17 protein-coding genes and 1 tRNA gene are annotated in these 20,920 nt (G+C 54.4%); 10 read left to right on the forward strand and 8 right to left on the reverse strand.

The genetic code is table 11. The features are described from left to right. Positions 1 to 401 precede the first annotated feature (401 nt). From F552_RS0100875 to mutM, 4 genes are all read right to left on the reverse strand, one after another. A complete protein-coding gene (locus tag F552_RS0100875; protein ID WP_018149823.1) occupies positions 402 to 2,948 on the reverse strand; it encodes a PAS-domain containing protein in 2,547 nt (848 codons plus the stop codon). A 33-nt stretch (positions 2,949 to 2,981) separates the two neighbouring features. Next, positions 2,982 to 3,725, reverse strand: coding sequence for a response regulator (locus F552_RS0100880; protein WP_018149824.1), 744 nt, complete (start codon positions 3,723 to 3,725; stop codon positions 2,982 to 2,984). 249 nt (positions 3,726 to 3,974) lie between these two features. Further along, positions 3,975 to 5,933 (reverse strand): dynamin family protein, encoded by a 1,959-nt coding sequence (locus F552_RS0100885; RefSeq protein WP_018149825.1) that lies wholly within the window; start codon positions 5,931 to 5,933, stop codon positions 3,975 to 3,977. Between the two features lie 174 nt (positions 5,934 to 6,107). Continuing rightward, positions 6,108 to 6,941: a bifunctional DNA-formamidopyrimidine glycosylase/DNA-(apurinic or apyrimidinic site) lyase gene (gene mutM / locus F552_RS0100890; protein WP_018149826.1), complete on the reverse strand. Its 834-nt coding sequence runs from the start codon at positions 6,939 to 6,941 to the stop codon at positions 6,108 to 6,110. 300 nt (positions 6,942 to 7,241) lie between these two features. Here mutM and F552_RS0100895 point away from each other — a divergent pair, with 300 nt between their 5' ends. The 7 genes from F552_RS0100895 to pth all read left to right on the forward strand — a co-directional run bounded on the left by F552_RS0100895 (position 7,242) and on the right by pth (position 12,983). Continuing rightward, positions 7,242 to 8,939: a tetratricopeptide repeat protein gene (locus F552_RS0100895; protein WP_018149827.1), complete on the forward strand. Its 1,698-nt coding sequence runs from the start codon at positions 7,242 to 7,244 to the stop codon at positions 8,937 to 8,939. Next, positions 8,936 to 9,556, forward strand: coding sequence for a lipoprotein insertase outer membrane protein LolB (gene lolB, locus F552_RS0100900; RefSeq protein WP_018149828.1), 621 nt, complete (start codon positions 8,936 to 8,938; stop codon positions 9,554 to 9,556). The genes F552_RS0100895 and lolB overlap by 4 nt, the downstream gene beginning before the upstream one ends. Next, entirely contained in the window at positions 9,553 to 10,407 is an 855-nt protein-coding gene (ispE, locus tag F552_RS0100905) for a 4-(cytidine 5'-diphospho)-2-C-methyl-D-erythritol kinase (RefSeq protein ID WP_018149829.1), read from the forward strand. The genes lolB and ispE overlap by 4 nt, the downstream gene beginning before the upstream one ends. Before the next feature lie 13 nt (positions 10,408 to 10,420). Beyond that, positions 10,421 to 10,495 (forward strand) — tRNA-Gln (locus tag F552_RS0100910). 90 nt (positions 10,496 to 10,585) lie between these two features. Beyond that, positions 10,586 to 11,539 carry a ribose-phosphate pyrophosphokinase gene (locus tag F552_RS0100915; protein ID WP_018149830.1) on the forward strand — a complete coding sequence of 318 codons (954 nt, stop codon included), beginning with the start codon at positions 10,586 to 10,588 and terminating at the stop codon, positions 11,537 to 11,539. Positions 11,540 to 11,672: 133 nt separating this feature from the next. After that, complete coding sequence (locus F552_RS0100920; protein WP_018149831.1) at positions 11,673 to 12,254, forward strand: 50S ribosomal protein L25/general stress protein Ctc; 582 nt, start codon at positions 11,673 to 11,675, stop codon at positions 12,252 to 12,254. Positions 12,255 to 12,410: 156 nt separating this feature from the next. Then, positions 12,411 to 12,983 (forward strand): aminoacyl-tRNA hydrolase, encoded by a 573-nt coding sequence (pth, locus tag F552_RS0100925; protein ID WP_018149832.1) that lies wholly within the window; start codon positions 12,411 to 12,413, stop codon positions 12,981 to 12,983. A 67-nt stretch (positions 12,984 to 13,050) separates the two neighbouring features. Here pth and F552_RS0100930 read toward each other — a convergent pair whose 3' ends face one another. From F552_RS0100930 to F552_RS0100940, 3 genes are read right to left on the reverse strand one after another with little or no spacing between them, the layout of a single operon-like run. Continuing rightward, a complete protein-coding gene (locus F552_RS0100930; RefSeq protein ID WP_018149833.1) occupies positions 13,051 to 13,971 on the reverse strand; it encodes an ABC transporter permease in 921 nt (306 codons plus the stop codon). Then, on the reverse strand, positions 13,971 to 15,053 hold the full coding sequence (locus F552_RS0100935; RefSeq protein WP_018149834.1) for an ABC transporter permease: 1,083 nt from the start codon (positions 15,051 to 15,053) through the stop codon (positions 13,971 to 13,973). Before F552_RS0100935 ends, F552_RS0100930 begins: the two co-directional genes overlap by 1 nt. Then, positions 15,053 to 16,585 (reverse strand): ABC transporter ATP-binding protein, encoded by a 1,533-nt coding sequence (locus F552_RS0100940; RefSeq protein WP_018149835.1) that lies wholly within the window; start codon positions 16,583 to 16,585, stop codon positions 15,053 to 15,055. Before F552_RS0100940 ends, F552_RS0100935 begins: the two co-directional genes overlap by 1 nt. Before the next feature lie 185 nt (positions 16,586 to 16,770). Between F552_RS0100940 and F552_RS0100945 the strand changes: the two genes are divergently transcribed. Continuing rightward, positions 16,771 to 17,298, forward strand: coding sequence for a PKD domain-containing protein (locus F552_RS0100945; protein ID WP_018149836.1), 528 nt, complete (start codon positions 16,771 to 16,773; stop codon positions 17,296 to 17,298). 69 nt (positions 17,299 to 17,367) lie between these two features. On the opposite strand, the gene F552_RS0100950 is transcribed toward F552_RS0100945, so the two are convergent. After that, complete coding sequence (locus tag F552_RS0100950) at positions 17,368 to 18,195, reverse strand: inositol monophosphatase family protein (RefSeq protein ID WP_051078234.1); 828 nt, start codon at positions 18,193 to 18,195, stop codon at positions 17,368 to 17,370. Positions 18,196 to 18,343: 148 nt separating this feature from the next. Here F552_RS0100950 and F552_RS0100960 point away from each other — a divergent pair, with 148 nt between their 5' ends. Next, on the forward strand, positions 18,344 to 19,117 hold the full coding sequence (locus F552_RS0100960; RefSeq protein ID WP_018149839.1) for an RNA methyltransferase: 774 nt from the start codon (positions 18,344 to 18,346) through the stop codon (positions 19,115 to 19,117). Then, positions 19,101 to 20,900 carry an ABC transporter ATP-binding protein/permease gene (locus F552_RS0100965; protein WP_018149840.1) on the forward strand — a complete coding sequence of 600 codons (1,800 nt, stop codon included), beginning with the start codon at positions 19,101 to 19,103 and terminating at the stop codon, positions 20,898 to 20,900. The genes F552_RS0100960 and F552_RS0100965 overlap by 17 nt, the downstream gene beginning before the upstream one ends. Positions 20,901 to 20,920: the final 20 nt, after the last annotated feature.

Below are 20,920 nucleotides of genomic sequence, written 5' to 3' on the forward strand. Positions count from 1 at the left end.
TTCAATCTTTAAAACTGGCTTACGTACACTCAAAAAAATTTCTTTTCTTGACTGTGTAAGCACTTATTTCTTTGCAGACCCGAAGGTCTTTGTCCGAAACAAGCACTCACACTTATCGGTTGTTCGTTTGTTAAAGAGCAGTTGCAACCAACTTCAAACTTTCGTAAACTCAGCGATTAATCGCTTCGTTTCGTCGTCTGCGTCAGCAGCAGAGGTACGAACTATACGCACTTCAGCCAGCATCGTCAACACCTCTCTGCAAGTTTTCTGACAGACAACCCAGAAAAAACAACCAAAACACCGGTAAGCCTTTGTTTGTAAAAACGAAATTTAGTTAGCAACCTAAATTTTAGTGGCACAACAAAAATCTGACCATCCTGCCTCAGTAGAAGAAAAAGCATTTATCCAGGCAACAAGACACTCGAAAGCGCGGCTTTCAGGCTCTCCAGCGTGAAGGGTTTTGCCAATAATACGGCGGACTCAGGCAAACTGAAGCGCTCGGCCAGCATATCTGCGGGCAATCCGGACATCAGCAGGACGGGCATCTGCGGATTCATCGCCAGGATTTGGTCTCTGAGCATGACGCCATTGCCACCCTGGCCCAGATCGACATCTGACAGCACGCAATCAAACCAGGTGTTCTCCAATAGCCGAAGCGCTTCTTCTACTGTCGATGCGGCCACTACCTGCATATTCATCTCGGCCAGAATATCGACCAGCGCCTCGCGGACATCGGCCTCATCTTCTACCAGCAAGATGCTGGAGGCGGGAACTTCATGGGGGGTAGGGACTGCACTTCCTTGCTGGGCAGGACGCTCCTCTTGATACCAAGGCAGTAGCAGGCTAAAACATGTGCCCTGCCCGGTTTGTGAATGCAACTGGATATCCCCGCCCGATTGCTTGATAAAGCCGTAGATAATAGAGAGGCCGAGGCCGCTGCCAGAACCGGCCTTGGTGGTGAAGAACGGTTCAAATACCCGGTCCCGGATCGACTCGGGTATACCGGTACCCGTATCCACCACATCCAGGCGGATCATGCCTTGATCGTTTAGCACATGCGTTTCGAGCGTCAGTTTGCCTACCTGACCCATTGCATCGCGTGCATTGAGCGCCAGGTTGAGGAGTGCATTCTCGAGCTGACCTCGATCTAGCCAGGCACAGGCGCTACCTGCCTGTAATTTGAGCTCCAGCTGGATGCCCGTACCGATGCTGTATTCAATCAAGTCGGCCAGCTCCTGCACCAGCCCGTCCACTTCCACGGCCTCCGGCTTCAAGGCCTGACGGCGGGCAAATGCCAGCAGGCGTTGGGTCAACATGCCGCCACGTTCGGCAGCTTGTCGCGCCCGTACCGTGTACTTCTGCAGCTTTTCATCCAATGCAGGGGTGTTTTCCAGCAAGTACAAGTTCCCCATGATAGCGGCCAGCAGATTGTTGAAATCATGCGCCACGCCACCGGTAAGCTGACCGAGCACGTCCATCTTTTGGGATTGCCTAAGCTGTGCTTCAACGGCACGGCGCTCGGTCAGGTCACTATATAAAGTAACAAAACCGCCACCAGGCATGGGATTACTTCTGAATTCAATGACCCGCCCGTCCGGATACGTCAGCTCGATCCGCTGGGAGTTACGTTGCCTTGCATCGTTGAGTGCATCCAGCGTAGGCAAGGCGGATGAAATATCCGGTGATGGCAACCAAGACTGGATGGTTTGCAGCGACACCCCGACCTTTACTTTGCTTTCCGATAATCCGAGCAGACTCACATAGCGCGGATTCCAGGTTAACAGGCAGCCGTCTTTGTCAAATACGGACAAGCCGTCATTAATATTCTCAAACACCGTCTCAAGGAGTTTACGCTGGGCCTTGAGATCGTTGGCCATTCGTCGAACCGCCAAGGTGTTATCCCTGAATACCTGGAATGCGCGCGCCAGTGCACCCAGCTCATCTTTCCGGCTCAAAGAAGGAACCGCCTGCTCGGTATCCCCCTCTGCCAACCGGCTCATGACTCGGGTAATCGCGCCCAAGGTCTTGACCAGCCGGTTGGCGACGCCCGCACCAAAGGCGGCCACCAGTACACACAACAGTGTCAGCACGCCAATCCCGAGGATACCCGACTGCACGGTTCTGCTGACGGAGACCGCCTGTCTATCGACCAGTTGCCCGACAGTGACTACATAGTGATCGACTTGCTGACCAAGACGCGCCGCCTCCGCCCGGGTCAAGGCCAGCAGGAATGCTTTTTTCTCGTGCAACTGAAACTGTTGCCTGCGAAGCCCGAAGATCCCCCTGTCGCCCTGAATATGCGGGTTCAATTCATTCAGGATATCCTGCTGCGCTGCCGGTATTTGCGCCATGACACTATTCACGTCTGCTTGCAGCATATCCAGCACGGCAGCATCCGACACACTTCCGGCGGCCTGCAAGTCGCGATAAATCACATCCAGCGGGGATTTTTGCGGCAAGGTCTTCCAGCCGTTATGCAACCGGTCGAGCTGATACAGATGCTCCCGCAGGTCTTCTCGCAAAAACAGGTCTTTTCGAGTGACTGCAATCAGTTCTTCAATGGCATGGTCCAGCGCCTCTAGCGCCGGCTCAATCTCCAGTCGCTCCGGGCCTTTTTGTGACAGGCCGCGCGCCAGTTTGGCGGCTTCGTATAGCCGGGCACGCAGCGCATCTGCTTCTGTTTGTAACTGGAACGGCAGGTTGGTTTCGGCCACATAAGGCGCCATGGCCGCCAATGATGATGTCCGCTGCGCCATTTCAAGCGAGCGGGCAATATCCGGCAGGACACGGGACTGGAAATCCTTTAAGGCATCCCGGGTATCCTTCATGCCCCACCACCCCACCAGCGCCAGCGCCATGGATGACAGGAACATGACCAGGAAGGCCAGTAGCAGGCGAACGCGAACGGTTTCTGGCAACCAGGAAAGCAATGATTTGACCGACCGCATGTAAAGCCCTTTGGTTAGATCGCTAAACGGTGTCTAGACCGGGACACTGCGTTTGATTTCAGGTGTAAATATATAACCAAGTCCGCGCTCGGTCCTGATAAGGGTGGGCTGCTTGGGATTGGGTTCGATTTTTCTGCGCAGCCGCACAATCAGAACGTCGATGGTGCGATCAAACACTTCGGTATCACCTCCGCGCGTCAATTCCAGCAACTGATCCCGACTGAGTACGCGGTGCGGGTGAGACAAGAAAGTTTCCAGCAGCAGAAACTCCCCCGGCGTCAGCGCACAGGTCTGTTGCTGTGCATCTTTTAATTCCCGTGCCGTCATGTCTGCCGTCCAGCCGGCAAAATAGTAGCAGTCGTGCGAGGAATCGATCACGCTTTCCATCGGCACATTGAGCTGCGTGGACCTTCTGAGCAAGGCACGAATCCTAGCCAGCAATTCCCGAGGATTGAATGGTTTCATGAGAAAGTCGTCGGCGGCGAGCTCCAGCCCCAGAATACGATCTGTTTCATCCCCTTTGCCCGTGAGGATCATGATAGGCACATTGGATTGCTGGCGCAGCGCGCGCGCCAGCGTCAGCCCATCTTCGCCTTTGAGACGCAAATCCAGAAGAATCAGGTCATATCTGGATTGACCAAGCTCAGCGAGCATGGCCTCGCCTGTCGCAACCGCGGTTGCAACAAAGCCACTACTCTCTAGCAAGTCAACCAGCATTTCTCTCATGGACACTTCGTCATCCACAATCAGAACTGACTGGGTCACCGGCTGCGTCATACATCCTCCAGACGTCAAAAAAACAAACTGCCACTCTGACACATATATATTCGTTATTTGATGAGATATGCCCACTCACGTTTGATACCCGCTATCTCATAACAGGAAATATGTCGTACATGATTTCAATTGTTTCAAAACTAGCAGATAAACGCGAAAAAAGCAGAACTTCTGTTGGCGCATATGCAAAACCCCCTTAAGCCAGCAGCTTAAGGGGGTTTTGCAAGGCAGGCGGATTGTGCAAATGGCTTATGCTGCCCGCCCCAAAATACCGCCCGACTCCTGATTCAGGATGCCATATACTTCTCGCAAGACATTATCCAGATTGGCTTGCTGCTCTTGGATTGAAGTCTCGACGGCTTCCAGCTCCAGCACGCGCTCTTCCAGAGTATCGGTTGCCTTGTGAATGCGCTTGACGTTCTCCAGCCGGCGACGCAGTTGCAACTGATGTTCTCTGACCTGGGTTTCCATGGGTGCCATAATGGCCTTTAACCATGCGTCTACATCCCGGTTGGCGATATCAAAAACATACACCACATTGTTGGCAATGGTTTCAAAGAATTTCTGGGTCAGCGTTTCCTGGCGGGTGGTCAGCATGGTGCCCAGGCTGGCAAAGTGGGCACGATACACTTTCTCCAGACGACTGATTTCCTTGTGGTACTTCAGTGTAGAAAAGGGAGATGGCGTCACTTTGGCCAGCCCGTGTTCCTGACTGAACTTCTGATACATGCCACCCATCATGGCCTGAATTTCGGTTACTTGTTCAGCCGCTTTGGCAAGACGCTGATTCACGGAACGGAAAAACTCATTCATGGCAGATGACAAGCCGCTGGACAGCATGCTTTTCTGCATGCTTTCACGGACAGTGTGAATCTCGTTTCTGAGGGCATCTTTGCCAAGGTGGCTGAACAGGATGTTGGTTTGCTGCGAGAATACGCTTCTCAGGGCCTGAAATTGCGCCAGGCCTTTTTCGAAACGCTGTTTTTCCTCGGCAATCTTGTCGAGCATGCTGACGATGGTATCTCTGTTTTTGCCTTTCAGTGCCCGCAGTTCTTCCAGTTGCTCTTGGATGCCATGGTTTCTGGCCTGCAGAATACTCCGCACATCACTCACCATGATCTCGATTTCATTCTGGGTAGAGTCACGCACGATATCCTGCTTGGCAGGAATCAACCCCTCGGCAATCGCCGCTTCCAGGGCTGGCATACGGCTTTTCACCAGCAGATTGGCATCGCCCTGGATTTTGGCAACCAGTGCTTTCTGTGCTGACACAGGAAATACCTGGCTGGTTTTTAAACCCAGCATTTCTGCACTGTTATTCACCTGTTTGGTAATTTCGGCGTCAATTTCCTGCTCGGTTTTCAGGGCATCCCACAAACCATCAATCTTGTTCAGCACCACGACCCGGCCGCCTGAACGCCCATGTCCAGCCACGTACTCTTTCCAGATATCCAGGTCGGATCGGGTCACCCCGGTATCCGCCCCCAGAATAAATACGATTGCATGGGCAGAAGGCAGCATGGACAACGTCAATTCCGGTTCCGCACCAATTGCATTTAGGCCCGGGGTATCCAGAATTACCAAGCCTTGTTGCAGCAAGGGATGCGGGAAATTAATGATGGCATGGCGCCAGCAAGGAATATCCACCGTACCATCCGAATGCACGGTGACCAGGCTGTCTTCGTCCGACTCGTTGAACAAGCCGTATTTTTTGGCCACATCAACCGGCACACGCTTGGTTTCCCCAACACGCTGGAATGCAGCCATCATGGCATCCGGAGAATTCAGATCCAGCGGGATGGTCAGCCATTCTTCAGGGTAACGTTTGTATTCTGCCGTGGTTGTTGCTCCGTCACGGGTTTCGATCGGCAACAGTTGAATGGCCACCGGGCGCATGGAGTCATACATCAACTCGGTTGGACACATGGTGGTGCGGCCTGCAGAGGATGGCAGAATGCGCTGTCCGTAACCGGCAAAGAAAATCGAGTTGATCAGTTCGGACTTGCCGCGTGAAAACTCGGCCACAAACGCGATGTTCAGTTTGTCATCACGCAGGCGATCAATCAGTTGCTGACTGCGCAACGCCAGCTGGGCATCGTTAAGATCCTGTTCGGTCAGCCAGCGCTGCAATTGACTTACGGAACGGACAATCTGCTCGCGCCAGTTATGATAGGCATGCAAGTCTGCCGTTAAAGCATCCTGGGTCACGATTGAGCCTCCACACATTGGTGTTGTTGTACTGCATTACGCTGTGAGCGATCGATTAGACGACTGACGATCTGTGCACGACAGTGCAATGAATATATTAGATGGGTTTGCAACGATGTTGGCATAACGATGCCGGCCTGTAAACACCGGCTATCGCGTAAACACGCCTTCCAGTCAACTTAGCTGGCAGTTTTCACAGAAAAAACTGCTTCGCTGTCCGATTTTCAGCGTCGAAACGGGTGTACCACAGACACGACATGGCTTGCCCGCCTGATCATACACATACAGCTGTAACTGGAAATAACCAGTCTCACCATTGCTGTTCAGATAATCCCTTAATGTACTGCCGCCGCTTTGCAGGGCAGATTCAAGCGTCGCCTTGATGCACGACACCAGTCGCTCACAGGCAGAAAAGTCCAGCTGGCCAGCTGGTGTCAGCGGGTGAATGCCGGCATGAAACAAGGATTCGGACGCATAAATATTACCCACCCCCACCACCACTTGCTGATCCATGATGACTTGCTTGACAGGCTGTTTGCGGCCTTTTAATGCGGACTGCAACGCCTGTGCCGTGAACGAGTCCGACAAGGGCTCCGGACCCAACCCTTTCAATAACGCATGTTCGCGCCAGTCATCCGGAATCCAAAGCATGCAACCAAACCGTCGCGGATCATGATAACGAAGCGTCACACCACCGGCATCTGCTCCGCCATCAAACTCAATATCGATATGGTCGTGTTTCTTCTCCGGCATGGGTTCGCTTAGCACCCTCAGAGAGCCAGACATGCCCAGATGACACATCAACCATCCGGCGCCCAGATCAAACAACAGATACTTGGCACGACGCTCTACCGCTTTCAGCACCCGGCCGACCATATAGTCAGCCAGCAACTCCGGCACTGGCCAACGCAAGCGGGCCTGACGCACGATCACCCGGGTGACCTGCCGTCCCTGAATATGCGGCAATATGCCTCGCTTTGTCGTTTCTACCTCGGGTAATTCCGGCATGATTTCAATACACCTGCTGAGTCAATTGAATGTGTTAGATATGAAGAATATTGGTCAGAACACGGGCTGCGCCAAACCCGCAGTGACAAAATCAATGATCAAACGGCAAAATTTCACGCATCACAGCACGTTTCAGAACCATTTACTTGTAAACTTCTCTAATATAAAGCTTGGATACCGCCCGACTTAGTATAGCGTGCCTGCTTGCATGCCTGTATCACAGCTCGGTCGTTTTTGCCTATTCACTAGATTGATACACTTTCATTGTTTCTGTTACCAGGTCGCGAAAGGACGTTTTGAATGAACCGGTTTGCACTTGCACTCGCCAGCTGGCTGGCCATACAAGGCGTAGCTACCGCCGCAGGTGCGGATAAAACGCCGCCAACACCCACGGCGGCCCCGACACGCCTCAGTGCGACCTACCTGCAGTCCGTTTATCGCTACCTGATCGCCGAAGTAGCAAAGCAGCGCGGCCAGGGTGATCTGGCATTACAGCTTTATAATCAATTACTCAAAGACTATCCCGATCCGGTACTGGCGAAAATCGCAGTGGAAACAGCGGCTCGCCAGGGACACTTGGGCAACGCGCTGGACTATGCCGTGCAATGGAACGCCATTTCACCCGCAGACCCGATCGCACAACAATGGCTGATCAGCCTGGCGTTGAGAAGCCCATCTCCCAGCAACTACAGCGACGACATCCAGCGCATCCTTCGTCAAGCGGGCCCCCGACTGGCAGAGACCTGGTTAAGCATTGCCGCAAGGGCTGCAGAAGGACAGCAAAAACTGGCACTCGCCAACCTGATTGATGAATGGGCCGCACCGTATGGCGATGTGGCTGAAGCCTGGTGGGCCAAGGCACTGGCTGCCCAAAACAGAGGTCAGCAAGAAGCTGCGCTGAACGACCTTGGCAAAGCCATGTCGCTCAAACCAGACTGGGAAGCCGCCGCCGTACAGCATGCCCGCCTGACGGCACAACGTGCCCCGGCCGACGGTCTGGCCGAGCTGCAGAAGTTCATCAAAACGCATCCGAATGCTAATGAAGCCAAACTGGCCAATGCACGCCTGCTGGTTGCTGATAAACAATACCCGGCCGCAAAAAGTGCCTTCATGGCACTACGCAAAGACATGCCAGAGAATCCGGATATCCCATATGCAATCGGCGTGCTGGCCATTCAGGATGCAGACGACAAGACGGCAGAAGCCGCCTTTAAGGATGCCTTGCAGCTTGGTTACGGTGACACAGATACCATTTACCTGATGCTGGGCGAACTGACCGAAAAGCGTGGGGCACTCAATGATGCCATCGAGGCCTACCAGAACGTGGATGGCAGCAGTTTTGCCATGGCACAACTGCGGATTGCCGACATCCTGAATAGCCAAAACCGGTTTGACGAGGCTTTGGCCAATCTGGATCAGGCCAGTACACAGCAACCCGCCATGCAAAACCAGTTTCTGGGCGCCAAACTGGTGGTCCTGCGCAAAGCCAAGCGCTATCAGGCGGCTTATGACCTGTTAACGGCCCGCCTGGCAATCGACAAGAACAATCCCGGCCTGCTGTACGAGCGCGCGATGATGGCCGACCGTCTCGACAAGCTCGACCTCTTGCAAAAAGACCTGCAAAGCGCACTCAAACTGGACCCGAACCACGCACAATCCCTGAATGCACTGGGTTATACACTGGCCGATCGTCTCGACAAAGCTGCCGAAGGCCTGCCAATGATTCAGCGTGCGGTGGACCAGGAGCCGGACAACCCGGCATTTATAGACAGCCTGGGCTGGGCCCAATACAAGCTGGGAAAACTGACAGAGGCTGAGGCCAGCCTGCGCAAAGCGTACTCAATCGATAGCGATGCTGAAATCGCAGCACACCTTGGCGAAGTGCTCTGGGTAACCGGCAAACATGAGGAAGCCTTGAGTATCTGGCATGATGCCCAATCAAAAGAACCGGAACGGCAAGAAATCAGTGCCACCATGAAGCGGCTTCAGGCTCAATGATTCGCGCCCAACCGCATTGCAACGCACGTGCACTTGGCAAAGGCATACTGGCCATGGTGGTCTTGGTGCTGACCGGGTGTGTGAGTGTCAATACCAGCAAACAGATGGATACCGGCCAGCTTGCCTTTGAAATCAACGGCCGGCTAGGCATCCGCTTTCAGGATCAGTCCGAACAGGCACAGCTTTACTGGCGCCATGGCGACAAAGGAGACTGGCTGAGCCTGGAAGGCCCATTGGGCCAGACAGTCGCCACCCTCTCCAGTAATGCCGACAAAACCGTCCTGATCACAACCGACAGGACCTGGGAGGCTGCTGACCCCGAAGCCCTCACGGAAGAAGCCCTGGGCTGGCGCTTGCCCCTTGGCGGACTGAGCCAATGGATTACCGGCACCCCGGATACGCGACGCACTTACGAATGGCAAACAACCGGACAGCCCGATCAGCGTACACTTCGGCAAGATGGTTGGGAAATACGCTACAGCACCTATTTTACAGATACACCGCAGCATTTGCCGCGCAAGCTGGAACTGATACGCGATGAGCTGCACCTGAAACTCGTGGTTGATCAATGGACAACCGGCCCGGCCATGGATACAAAACCCCAGACATTACAATGACCTCGCCCAATATTTACCCCGCACCCGCTAAAATCAATCTTTTCCTGCATGTAACCGGTCGCCGCGACGATGGCTACCACCTGCTGCAGACGGCATTTACCTTTATTGATCTGGCAGACAACATCCAGATATCCCTGCGGGATGACGGAGAAATCCATCTGGAAAACCCCATCCCGGGTGTTGAAGCCTCACAAGACCTGACGGTGCGGGCGGCCAAGCTGCTGCAAGCGCATACAGGCTGCCCTCTGGGCGCCAATCTCAAGGTCGACAAGCGTATCCCCATGGGAGGCGGCCTGGGTGGCGGAAGCTCCGACGCCGCCACCGTGCTGATCGCGCTTAACCACTTGTGGCAAACCAATCTTGACCGTGACACCTTGCAGATGCTGGGTTTGCAGCTTGGCGCAGATGTACCGGTCTTCATCTTCGGGCACAGTGCTTTTGCCGAAGGCGTAGGCGAAAAACTGACCCGAATCGATGTGCCAGCGCAGTGGTATTTGCTGGCGACGCCGTCCGTACAAGTACCGACTGCGAAAATATTTTGCGACCCCCTATTGACAAGGGACACGACTCCGATCAAAATGCCGGTCTTCCGAAAGAACTGTGAAACACCGCTTCGGAACGACTTACAGGCAGTAGCTTGCAGGTTGTATCCGGAAGTACAGTTCGCTGTAGATTGTTTAAGCCAGTTTGGCGAAGCCATCATGACAGGATCGGGTGCTTGTGTTTTTGTCGGGTTCGACACAAAACAGGAAGCAGAAGCAGCAAAGGCAAAACTGCCAACAGAATTGCCAGCTTGTGTAGTTTGTGGTTATAATACGCACCCTCTACACAGCATTGGCCAAGCAGCTTAAATGCTAAAACAACTGGGGAGTCGCCAAGTGGTAAGGCACCGGATTTTGATTCCGGCATTCGTAGGTTCGATCCCTACCTCCCCAGCCACCGGTTTAAAAATCAAAAAGCGTGAGCCAAGCGGCCACGCTTTTTGTTTGTTCTAGGCGCGCTATTTTGTGGGCATAAGGCGGAGAAACGATGATGGCATACAATAATCTGATGGTGTTTACCGGTAACGGCAACCCAGCATTAGCAGACGAGGTGGTGCATCATCTCGACATCCCTCTGGGTCACGCAACAGTGGGCCGTTTCTCCGACGGAGAAGTCACAGTCGAGCTGCTGGAAAATGTCCGCGGTCGCGACGTGTTTGTCTTGCAGTCTACCTGCCAGCCAACCAACGACAACCTGATGGAAGTGCTACTGATCGTCGACGCGCTGAAGCGCGCCTCAGCAGGCCGCATTACCGCCGCAATTCCTTACTTCGGCTATGCCCGCCAGGATCGTCGTCCTCGCTCTGTCCGCGTACCTATTTCAGCCAAAGTCGTTGCCAACATGCTGATCTCTGCCGGCGTAGACCGTGTCTTGACGGTCGACCTGCATGCTGACCAGATACAGGGTTTCTTTGACATCCCTGTTGATAATATCTACGCAACGCCGGTTCTGCTGGAAGACCTGCTCCAGAAAAACTATCCTAACCTGATGGTAGTTTCACCAGACGTTGGCGGTGTGCTGCGTGCCCGCGCCATGGCCAAGCTGCTGAACTCTGACTTGGCCATTATCGACAAACGTCGTCCTAAGGCCAACGTTGCCGAAGTAATGAACATTATCGGTGATGTAGAAGGCCGTACCTGTGTCATCATGGATGACATGGTAGATACCGCCAATACCCTGTGCAAGGCAGCCGATGCCCTGAAACAGCATGGTGCTGAAAAAGTGCTGGCATATGCAACCCACCCTGTACTGTCAGGCCCTGCGGTTGAGCGTATCTCTCAAAGCTCGCTGGACGAACTGGTGGTGACCAACACCATCCCGCTGAGCCCGCAAGCACAGGCTTGTGAAAAGATTCGTTCTTTGTCCATCGCCAAGCTGATGGCAAAAACCATCAAGCGCATTAGCAACGAAGATTCCGTCAGTTCATTGTTTGCTGAATAAGCAGATTCGAACTGGCAACAAGGTGGCATGCAGGGTTTCCTGACGGCCACCTTTGGGGAGGAATCCCCGCCAAAGCAGTTATCTGGTCGCGGATGGCTGCGTTTTATAAGACCTACTGATAAGGTAAACCCAAATGAAAATCGAAGTGATTGCACAAAGCCGTGCGCTACAAGGTTCGGGTGCGAGCCGCCGCCTTCGCCGCGCAGGCAAAGTACCAGCGATTGTTTACGGTGGTAATACACCAGCTGTCGCCATCGAACTGGACCACAACAACCTGTTCCACGCACTGCGTAATGAAGCTTTCCACAGCTCCATTCTGGATCTGGTCATTGACGGCAAATCTGAAAAAGTACTGTTGCGCGCCACCCAATGGCACGCATACAAACAGCAAGTTCATCACGTTGACTTCCAGCGCGTTGCTGCTGACCAGAAGCTGCACATGAACGTACCTCTGCACTTTGTTAATGCAGACATCGCTCCTGGCGTGAAAATGGGTGGCGGCATTGTTAACCACGTGCTGACAGAAGTTGAAGTATCTTGCCTGCCAGGCGACCTGCCAGAATTCATCGAAGTTGATCTGGCCAAGCTGGATGCAGGTAATGCAATTCACCTGTCTGAGCTGAAACTGCCTAAAGGCGTTGAGCTGGTTGCTAAAGCTGAAGATCTGGCTGTTGCAGCGATTGCAGCTGTTCGCGGTAGCACTGCTGCAGAATAATTTCTGCTGCTACTCAGCGACGTCTGTGAAAAACCCGTCTGGTCAGGTAACTGGCAGGCGGGTTTTTTATCATGTGTGCTTTCGTCACCTATCCTCATACACCGTGACGAGATGGCACATTGCCTTGCCCCCTGAACCATTTAGGGTAATACAGAGATGCCGATTAAACTGATTGCTGGCCTGGGAAATCCGGGCAGAGAATATGAAGATACACGCCACAATGCCGGGTTCTGGTGGGTGGACCAGCTTGCCAGGCGCGCAAGCGGGCAGTTTCGGCTCGAAGGCAAGTTTTTTGGCGAAGTCTGTCGGGTACGACTGGACGGGGAAGAGGTCTGGCTGCAAAAGCCGATGACTTACATGAATAAAAGCGGCCAGGCCGTTGGTGCGCTGGCCAAATTTTACAAGATTCAGCCTGAAGAAGTCCTGATTGTGCATGACGAACTGGACTTGGCCCCAGGTACTGCCAAGCTGAAACAAGGGGGCGGTCATGGCGGCCACAATGGGCTGAAAGACATTATCGCCCACCTTGGCACCCCTAACTTCTGGCGATTGCGACTTGGGATTGGCCATCCGGGTGACCGGGCACAAGTCGTGAATTTCGTCCTCAAGGCCCCTACCCTGAACGAACAGATCGAAATCGATAAATCAATGGATGCGGCAGCCGCCGTGGTTACCGAGATTGTCGCGGGCAATATGTCTGCCGCCATGCTGAAACTGCATACCAAGTAATCAGTACGGGATTCGCCCACAAAAAAGCCCGGCTTTTGCCGGGCTTTTTTGTGGGCTCCCTGATGCATCAGTTTGGTCGAAACGGTTTCCCGAGCGAAGCAGGGGCATGCAGCCTGATGGTTTGCGGATTGCGCGAGATCACCACCAGTACCACGATGGTTGCCAGGTACGGCAGCATGGACAGGAGGTAGGGAGAAATCGCAATCCCCAAGCCTTGCGCATGAAACTGCAGACTGGTCATGCCGCCAAACAGATAGGCCCCCAGCAGGATACGCGCAGGGCGCCAAGTGGCAAAGACTGTCAGTGCCAACGCAATCCAGCCGCGTCCGGCGACCATGTTCTCAACCCACATCGGGGTATAAACAATCGAGAGGTAGGCACCACCCACTCCGCACAGCGCACCGCCGGCCAGCGTAGCCAAATAACGAATCCGGACTACCGGATACCCGATGGCATGTGCAGAATCCGGACTCTCGCCCACCGCCCGCAACAGAAGCCCGGTTTTGGTCTTGTACAGTACTAGGCTGATCAGGGCAAATAGTGCGATAGAACCGTACACCATCATGTCTTGCTGAAACAATGCCCCGCCAAGCACCGGAATACTGGAAAGTAGCGGTATCGACACCTTCTGAAAACCGGTGACGGTCATGCCCAGCCAGGCTTTGCCGACAAAGGCCGACAAGCCAATCCCGAAAATGGACAATGCCAAACCGGTGGCGTACTGGTTTGCCATCAGGGTTAGCGTCAGTACGGCGAAAACCAGCGCCAGCAACATGCCAGCGAGGCCGCCGGCAATGACACCAGCCAGCAGGGAATTACCGCTGGCGACTGTGGCAAATGCGGCAATGGCGCCGACCAGCATCATGCCTTCCACGCCCAGATTGACGACACCGCTCTTTTCGGTAATCAGCTCGCCCAGCGCCGCATAAACCAGCGGCGTGCCAGCCGCCATGGTCGCTGCCAGTAATGCAGTTGTATGATCCAGCATTATTTTTGCCCCCCGGAGACTCGCACCAGACGCAGGTGGTAATTCACAAACACATCCGTCCCCAACAAGAAGAACAGTAACAGGCCCTGGAACAAGCCCGTGATGGCATTCGGCAACTGCAGGGCTATCTGGGCTGATTCCCCGCCCAGGTATAACAGTGACATCAACAAACTGGCGAGAACGATGCCCACCGGATGCAACCGGCCGACAAAGGCCACAATGATGGCAGCAAAACCGTAGCCAGGGGACACGGACGGCTGCAACTGGCCGATAGGGCCTGCGACCTCACCGACCCCGGCCAGACCCGCCAGGCCCCCGGACAGGAGCAGCGTCATCCAGATGGCTTTGGTTCTGGAAAAACCGGCATACACAGCCGCATCTTGCGCCAGACCGCTCACCCGGAGTTGGTAGCCGACAAAACTGCGCATCATCAACACCCAGACAAACGGAATGGCGAGCAAGGTGATCAGGGTGGAGGCATTAAGACGGGTACCCTCGATCAGCAACGGAAACAATGCGCTCTCGCCAAACAGAATGGATTGCGGGAAATTCTGACCATTCGGGTCCTTCAGCGGGCCATCCACCAGATACCCGAGGAAGAAAGTGGCGATATAGGTCAGCATCAAGGTCACGAGAATCTCGTTGGCATTGAAGCGACTGCGCAACAAAGCGGCAATGCCAGCCCAGGCCGCGCCGGCCACAAGGCCAGCCACCAACATGGCAGGCAACAGCCAGTGGCCGGTAGCCCCATCAAAATGCACGGCCAAAGCACCAGCTGCCGCTGCCCCCATGGTCAGCTGGCCTTCGGCACCAATGTTCCAGACATTCGCCCGGAAGCCTACCGCCAGCCCGAGCGCGATCAGGCACAGCGGCGATGCTTTCAGCAGCCATTCGGTGATCCCGTTCAAGTCTTTGATGGGGTCCACAAAAAATACTTTGAATGCCTCAACCGGGGACTTGCCCAGCGCATAAAACAGCACCAGCCCGGTCACTAACGTGAGCGCAGCGGCCAGTACAGGTGCCACATAGCGCATGGTACGGGACGCTACCGGACGTGATTCGAGTTGCAGTCGGAATGTCATCAGGCGGCCTCCCCTTCTTGCGCATCTACGCCACCCATGAGCATGCCGATTTCTTCGATCGTGGTCTCACTAACCGGTTTGGCTTCGGACAAAGTACCCCCCGTCAGTACCGCAATACGGTCACAGATTTGAAACAGTTCTTCCAGTTCTTCGGAAACCACAAGAATGGCGACACCTTTGGCTGCCAGGTCCAGCAGTTGCTGCCGAATGAACGTAGCAGCACCGACATCCACTCCCCAGGTGGGCTGAGCGACAATCAAGACGTGCGGGGATTGCAGGATTTCCCGCCCGACAATGAATTTTTGCAGATTCCCGCCGGAAAGGCTGCGGGCGGGCGCCTGCGGGCCTGCGCACTTCACCCCGAACGACGAAATGCACTGTAGTGCAAACTGGCGAATGCGGCCCATCGACAATAACGGACCTTGCACCAATGCCTGACGGTGGGCCGTCAGGACGGCATTTTCGGCCAACGACATGTCCGGCACGGCCCCACGACCAAGCCGCTCTTCCGGCACAAAACCCAGCCCCAGATTGCGACGGCTACCAGCATCCAGATGCCCGACTGGTTGCCCGTCCAGCAAGACCATGTGCTTGTCGGCCAGCGTTTGCTCGCCAGACAAGGCCGCCATCAGCTCTGCCTGCCCATTACCTGAAACACCGGCGATACCGACAATTTCCCCGGCATGGACGTCCAGCCGAACCTGCGCCAGCGAAACACCAAACGGGTCTTGTGTCTGGCGCGTCAAACGTTTTATCGCCAGCTTCACCTCCCCCGGTGTACGCGGCTGGCGTGACATTTCCGGCAATGACGTACCAATCATCAGTTGCGCCAGCGTAGCGGGAGTTTCTTCTGCCGGATTGGCTTCTCCGCTGACCTTGCCGGAACGCAGCACCGTGGCGCGATCACACAACTGGCGAATCTCGTCCAGCTTGTGAGAGATATACAGGATGGAACATCCTTCTGATGCTAATTGCCTCAATGTGATGAACAGGCGAATGACGGCCTGTGGCGTCAGCACGCTGGTCGGCTCATCCATGATCAACAATTTGGGATTCTGCAGCAGGCAACGCACAATCTCGACCCGCTGGCGTTCGCCGACCGACAAAGAATGCACATGACGATGAGGCTCGATAGACAGACCATAGCGGTCGGAGACGTCTTCAATGCGGCTGGCCAGGGATGTCAGATCAAACTTGCCTTCCAGCGCCAGCGCGACATTTTCGACAACCGTCAGTGTCTCGAACAGTGAAAAATGCTGAAACACCATGCCGATGCCCAGTTGGCGTGCGGCCATGGGGCTGGCAATCTGTACCGGATGACCATCCCAGAAAATCTGGCCGGCGTCCGGACGTACCGCGCCGTAGATCATTTTCATGAGGGTGCTTTTGCCGGCACCATTCTCGCCTAAAATCGCGTGAATCTCACCCGGCATCACGGTCAGGTCGACACTGTCGTTGGCGACCACGCCGGGATAGCGTTTGGTAATGCCCTGCAGTCTGAGCCTGGCATGTTGTTGCAATGCGATGGTCATGTTTGCGCTAGAAATCTAGAAATTGGTTGAAAAGTGTTTTACCGTTTTTTGGCTGATCCGCCAATCGTTTTGCACAAGATTCACGCCCAGCCTCCTGCTTATTGCTAAAAACATCGTCAAATGCATGGACATTACGCATGCAGTTTGCTAGCTTTAAAGTATGCCAACTAAATGGAGAACGACACATGACGACAAAACTTACCCTGATTGCTGCTTTGCTTGCAGGCCTGAGCGTTAGCCAGGCCTTTGCACTGGATGCCTTTTCCCGTCCGGAAATCGGTGCGGTATCCGTCAATCCGACAACCCCGGTGACTGGCGAACCAGCCACCATCAAGATTGACCCGGCCAAAAACGGCTCCATGGACTGTGCCATTGGCATTGATTTTGGCGATGGCAAGCAGGAATTCATCGAGGTGCATCAGGGCTTGCCCAAAGAAATCCAGCATACCTATGACAAAGCCGGTTCTTACACCGTCAAGGCCGAAGGGGTTGACCATAATGGCGTCAACAACTGTAAGGGCAAAGGGATGACGACCTTCAAGGTATCTGGCGTCAAAGCACCTTCATGCCCAAGCGGTTGGGAAATCACGCCCGGGTCCGTTAAAAAGAACGGGGCATTTGCCTGCCGTGCCTTGCCACCAGCAGAACCGCTGAAATGCAGCACCGGTCTGAAACCGTATGTAGCCTCCACCGGGCAAATCGGCTGTAAATAAGCCATCTGCCTGCTAGCGGCAATACAAAAGGCGGGGACATATGTCTCCGCCTTTTGTATTTTCAGAGGATTAGCTCAGCTGGGCAGCAAAACTGTCCGGATCAACCGGTTTTGGCAGCAGCGGCTGAAGCACTTGCAGCATCTGACCAAAGACGCGTGGCGTGCCGGCCAGTACGTTACCAGACGTCATGTAGCCTTCTTCACCTGTAAAGTCAGCCACCAGACCGCCAGCCTCCTGAATCATCAGGGCGCCGGCAGCGATATCCCAAGGGGCCAGGCCCATTTCCCAGAAGCCGTCAATCCAGCCGGCGGCCACATAGGCCAGATCCAGCGCAGCAGAGCCCGGACGGCGGATACCTTGGGATTTCAGAGTAAACTCCTTGAACATCGCCAGATAGTTGTCCAGATTTGACAGTTCGCGATACGGGAAACCGGTAGACAACAAGGCGTCTGACAATTGCAGTTTGCGTGAAACGCGGATACGGCGGCTGTCCAGATAAGCGCCTGCGCCACGGGATGCGGTGAACAGATGGTTTCGGTTCGGGTCGTAAATCACGGCCTGTGTCGTCTGGCCTTTGTATTGCAGGGCGATAGAGACACAGTATTGCGGGAAGCCATGCAGGAAATTGGTGGTACCATCGAGCGGGTCGATGATCCAAACGTAGTCTGACTCGCCAATGGCGCCGCTTTCTTCTGCTAGAATGGCGTGATCCGGATACGCTTCTTTGATGGTTTGGATCACGGTTGCTTCTGCTGCACGATCGACCTCGCTCACCAGATCATTGGGTTGCTTGGATTGCACGGTAAGGGTATCAAGGTTACGGCTTGCGCGGGTGATAACACCGGCTGCACGACGAGCCGCTTTCACCGCGATGTTGAGCATTGGATGAGATTGCATGAGTCAGACCTGTTTGTAAAAGAAGCAAAGATGCAGCAATATGGCGTAAACGCCTGTGAACGGCACCCGTTGAATAAAGAACGTAGCGATGCCACTGGTTTGGTGACATCCTGATTAACCGACATTATAAATAAAAACAAGCACTAACGTGAAATCGATTCTCGAAAAAATAGATATTTCGGCAGATTTGCCACTAACCCGCATCCGCGTGGTGTTATCGCATACCTCTCATCCCGGCAATATTGGTGCTGCAGCACGTGCCATGAAAAACATGGGGCTGACCAAGCTGTATCTGGTCAACCCCAAACACTTCCCGAACGAAGAGGCTACCGCCCGTGCCAGCGGGGCCGTGGACGTACTGGAAAATGCCATCGTGGTGGATTCGCTGGCCAAGGCACTGGAAGGCACTGTTGTGGCCGCAGCACTGACCAGTCGTCGCCGGGAACTGGGGCCGGAGCTGATGGATGCCCGTCGTTGCGCGCAACATCTGTGCGGTATTGCCCAGGATCAGGAAGTGGCGCTGGTGTTTGGCAATGAAACCAACGGGCTGTCGATTGACGAAGTCGCGTTGTGCAATCTGCTGGTCACCATTCCGACCAACCCGCATTATTCCTCGCTGAACCTGGCGCAAGCGGTGCAGGTGCTGACGTATGAATGCCGTATGGCGATTAATACCTCACTGGAAAATGTGGTGGAAACGCATCAAATGGCGAGCTTCGAAGAGATGGAGATGTTCTATACCCATCTGGAAGCGGCGCTGATTGATATCGGGTTCCTGAACCCGAACAACCCCAAAAAACTCATGCCGAGATTGCGCCGCTTGTTCGGGCGCAAGCAACTGGAAAAAGAAGAAGTCGATATCTTGCGTGGCGTGGTGAAAGTCATGCACAAAGGAAAGGGCAAGCATGGATTGGAATCATGAGGTTGCCAGTAGCCTGATCTGGCTGGCAAAAGCGTTTGTCATTACCCTGGTCGTTTTTTCTTTGGTCTGCTACACGCTGGCCAAAACCACGCGCTGGGGCAAGCAGATTTCGGAACTGGCGTGGCCTTATTTCTGCCCCAAACGCAGCTGGAAGCCGCTGGCGGCCGTGGCCTTGCTACTGCTGTTTACCCTGTTTTCTGTCCGCATGAACGTACTGTTTTCGTTCTGGTACAACGGATTTTATAGCGCGCTCCAGAAGGTGGACGGCAAAGCTTTCTGGCTGTTCATGGGGCTTTTCTCCATTCTGGCCACCATTCATGTGGTACGTGCCCTGCTGAATTTCTATATCCAGCAAGCGTTTCAGATCCGCTGGCGGGTCTGGCTGAATGAACGCTTTGTGGATCGCTGGGTCGACAAGCAATCCTACTTCCGTACCCAGTATCTGGAACAGGATGCAGACAACCCGGACCAGCGTATCCAGCAGGATATCAACAGTTTTACTGACAGTACCATGAGCCTGTCACTGGGTCTGGTCGATGCCGTGGTCTCGCTACTGGAATTCACAGTCATTCTGTGGGGGCTGTCTGGTGCGCTGACGCTGTTCGGTATTGAAATCCCGCGGGCCATGGTGTTTCTGGTGTACCTGTATGTATTTGTCGCGACCATTTTTGCGATTCGCATCGGGCGACCACTGGTACGATTGAACTTCCTGAACGAGCAACTGAACGCGAACTACCGTTATGCCCTGATCCGCTTGCGGGAATATGGTGAAAGCGTTGCCTTCTTTAAAGGCGAAGCGGTCGAAAAAGGCACCCTCTTCAAGCGATTTGCAGATGTGATCAGCAACGCGTGGGCGATTGTGTTCCGGTCGATCAAGTTTCAGGGCTTTAACCTGACCATCAGCCAGGCTGCGGTGGTGTTTCCGTTTATCGTGCAGGCGCCCCGCTTTTTGAAGAAGCAGATTTCACTGGGTGATGTCATGCAGACGGCTCAGGCATTTGGGCAGGTTCAGGATGCGCTGTCTTTCATCCGGACCTCTTACGACAACTTTGCCAACTACCGTGCAGTCATCAACCGGTTGACGGGGTTCTCTACAGCGATCAATGAGGCCGACAAATTGCCTACAGCAGCCATTTCACACCAGCCGGCCCAGGTCTCTGCCCAGCAGTTGACGGTGTTGTCACCAGCCCAGCAACCGCTGCTATCACACCTGAATCTTCGTTTGGCCCGCAGCGAGTCCTTGTTGATCAAAGGGCCTTCCGGTGCAGGTAAGACCACCCTGCTGCGCAGCATGGCTGGTTTGTGGCCGTTTGCAAGTGGTGATGTCATCACCCCTGCTCCGGACAAGCAACTATTCCTGTCGCAAAAGCCTTACATGCCGCTCGGCACGCTCAAAGCGACCTTGTGCTATCCGGCTAATGAACAAGCCTTTGATGACAAGGAAGCCATGGCGGTACTGGACAAAGTCCAGTTGGCCCACCTGGGGGCACGATTGCATGAAGAAGCTGACTGGACACGGATTCTGTCCTTAGGGGAACAGCAGCGTCTGGCCTTTGGCCGTGCCTTGCTGGCCAAGCCGGAAGCGATTTTTCTGGATGAGGCTACATCGGCCATGGATGAAGGGCTGGAGCATGCGATGTATACCCTGCTGAAGCAGCAGTTGCCCGACGCGATTATCGTCAGCGTCGGACACCGCAGCACCCTAAAGCAATATCATCAGCAGGAGCTGGTACTGGAAGGTGCCGGCAAATGGCACCATCAGGCCGCCAGCGTGCCAGCATGATGCTGCTCAGTTAATACTGA

The organism is Leeia oryzae DSM 17879, assembly GCF_000376945.1.
Lineage (GTDB): Bacteria > Pseudomonadota > Gammaproteobacteria > Burkholderiales > Leeiaceae > Leeia > Leeia oryzae.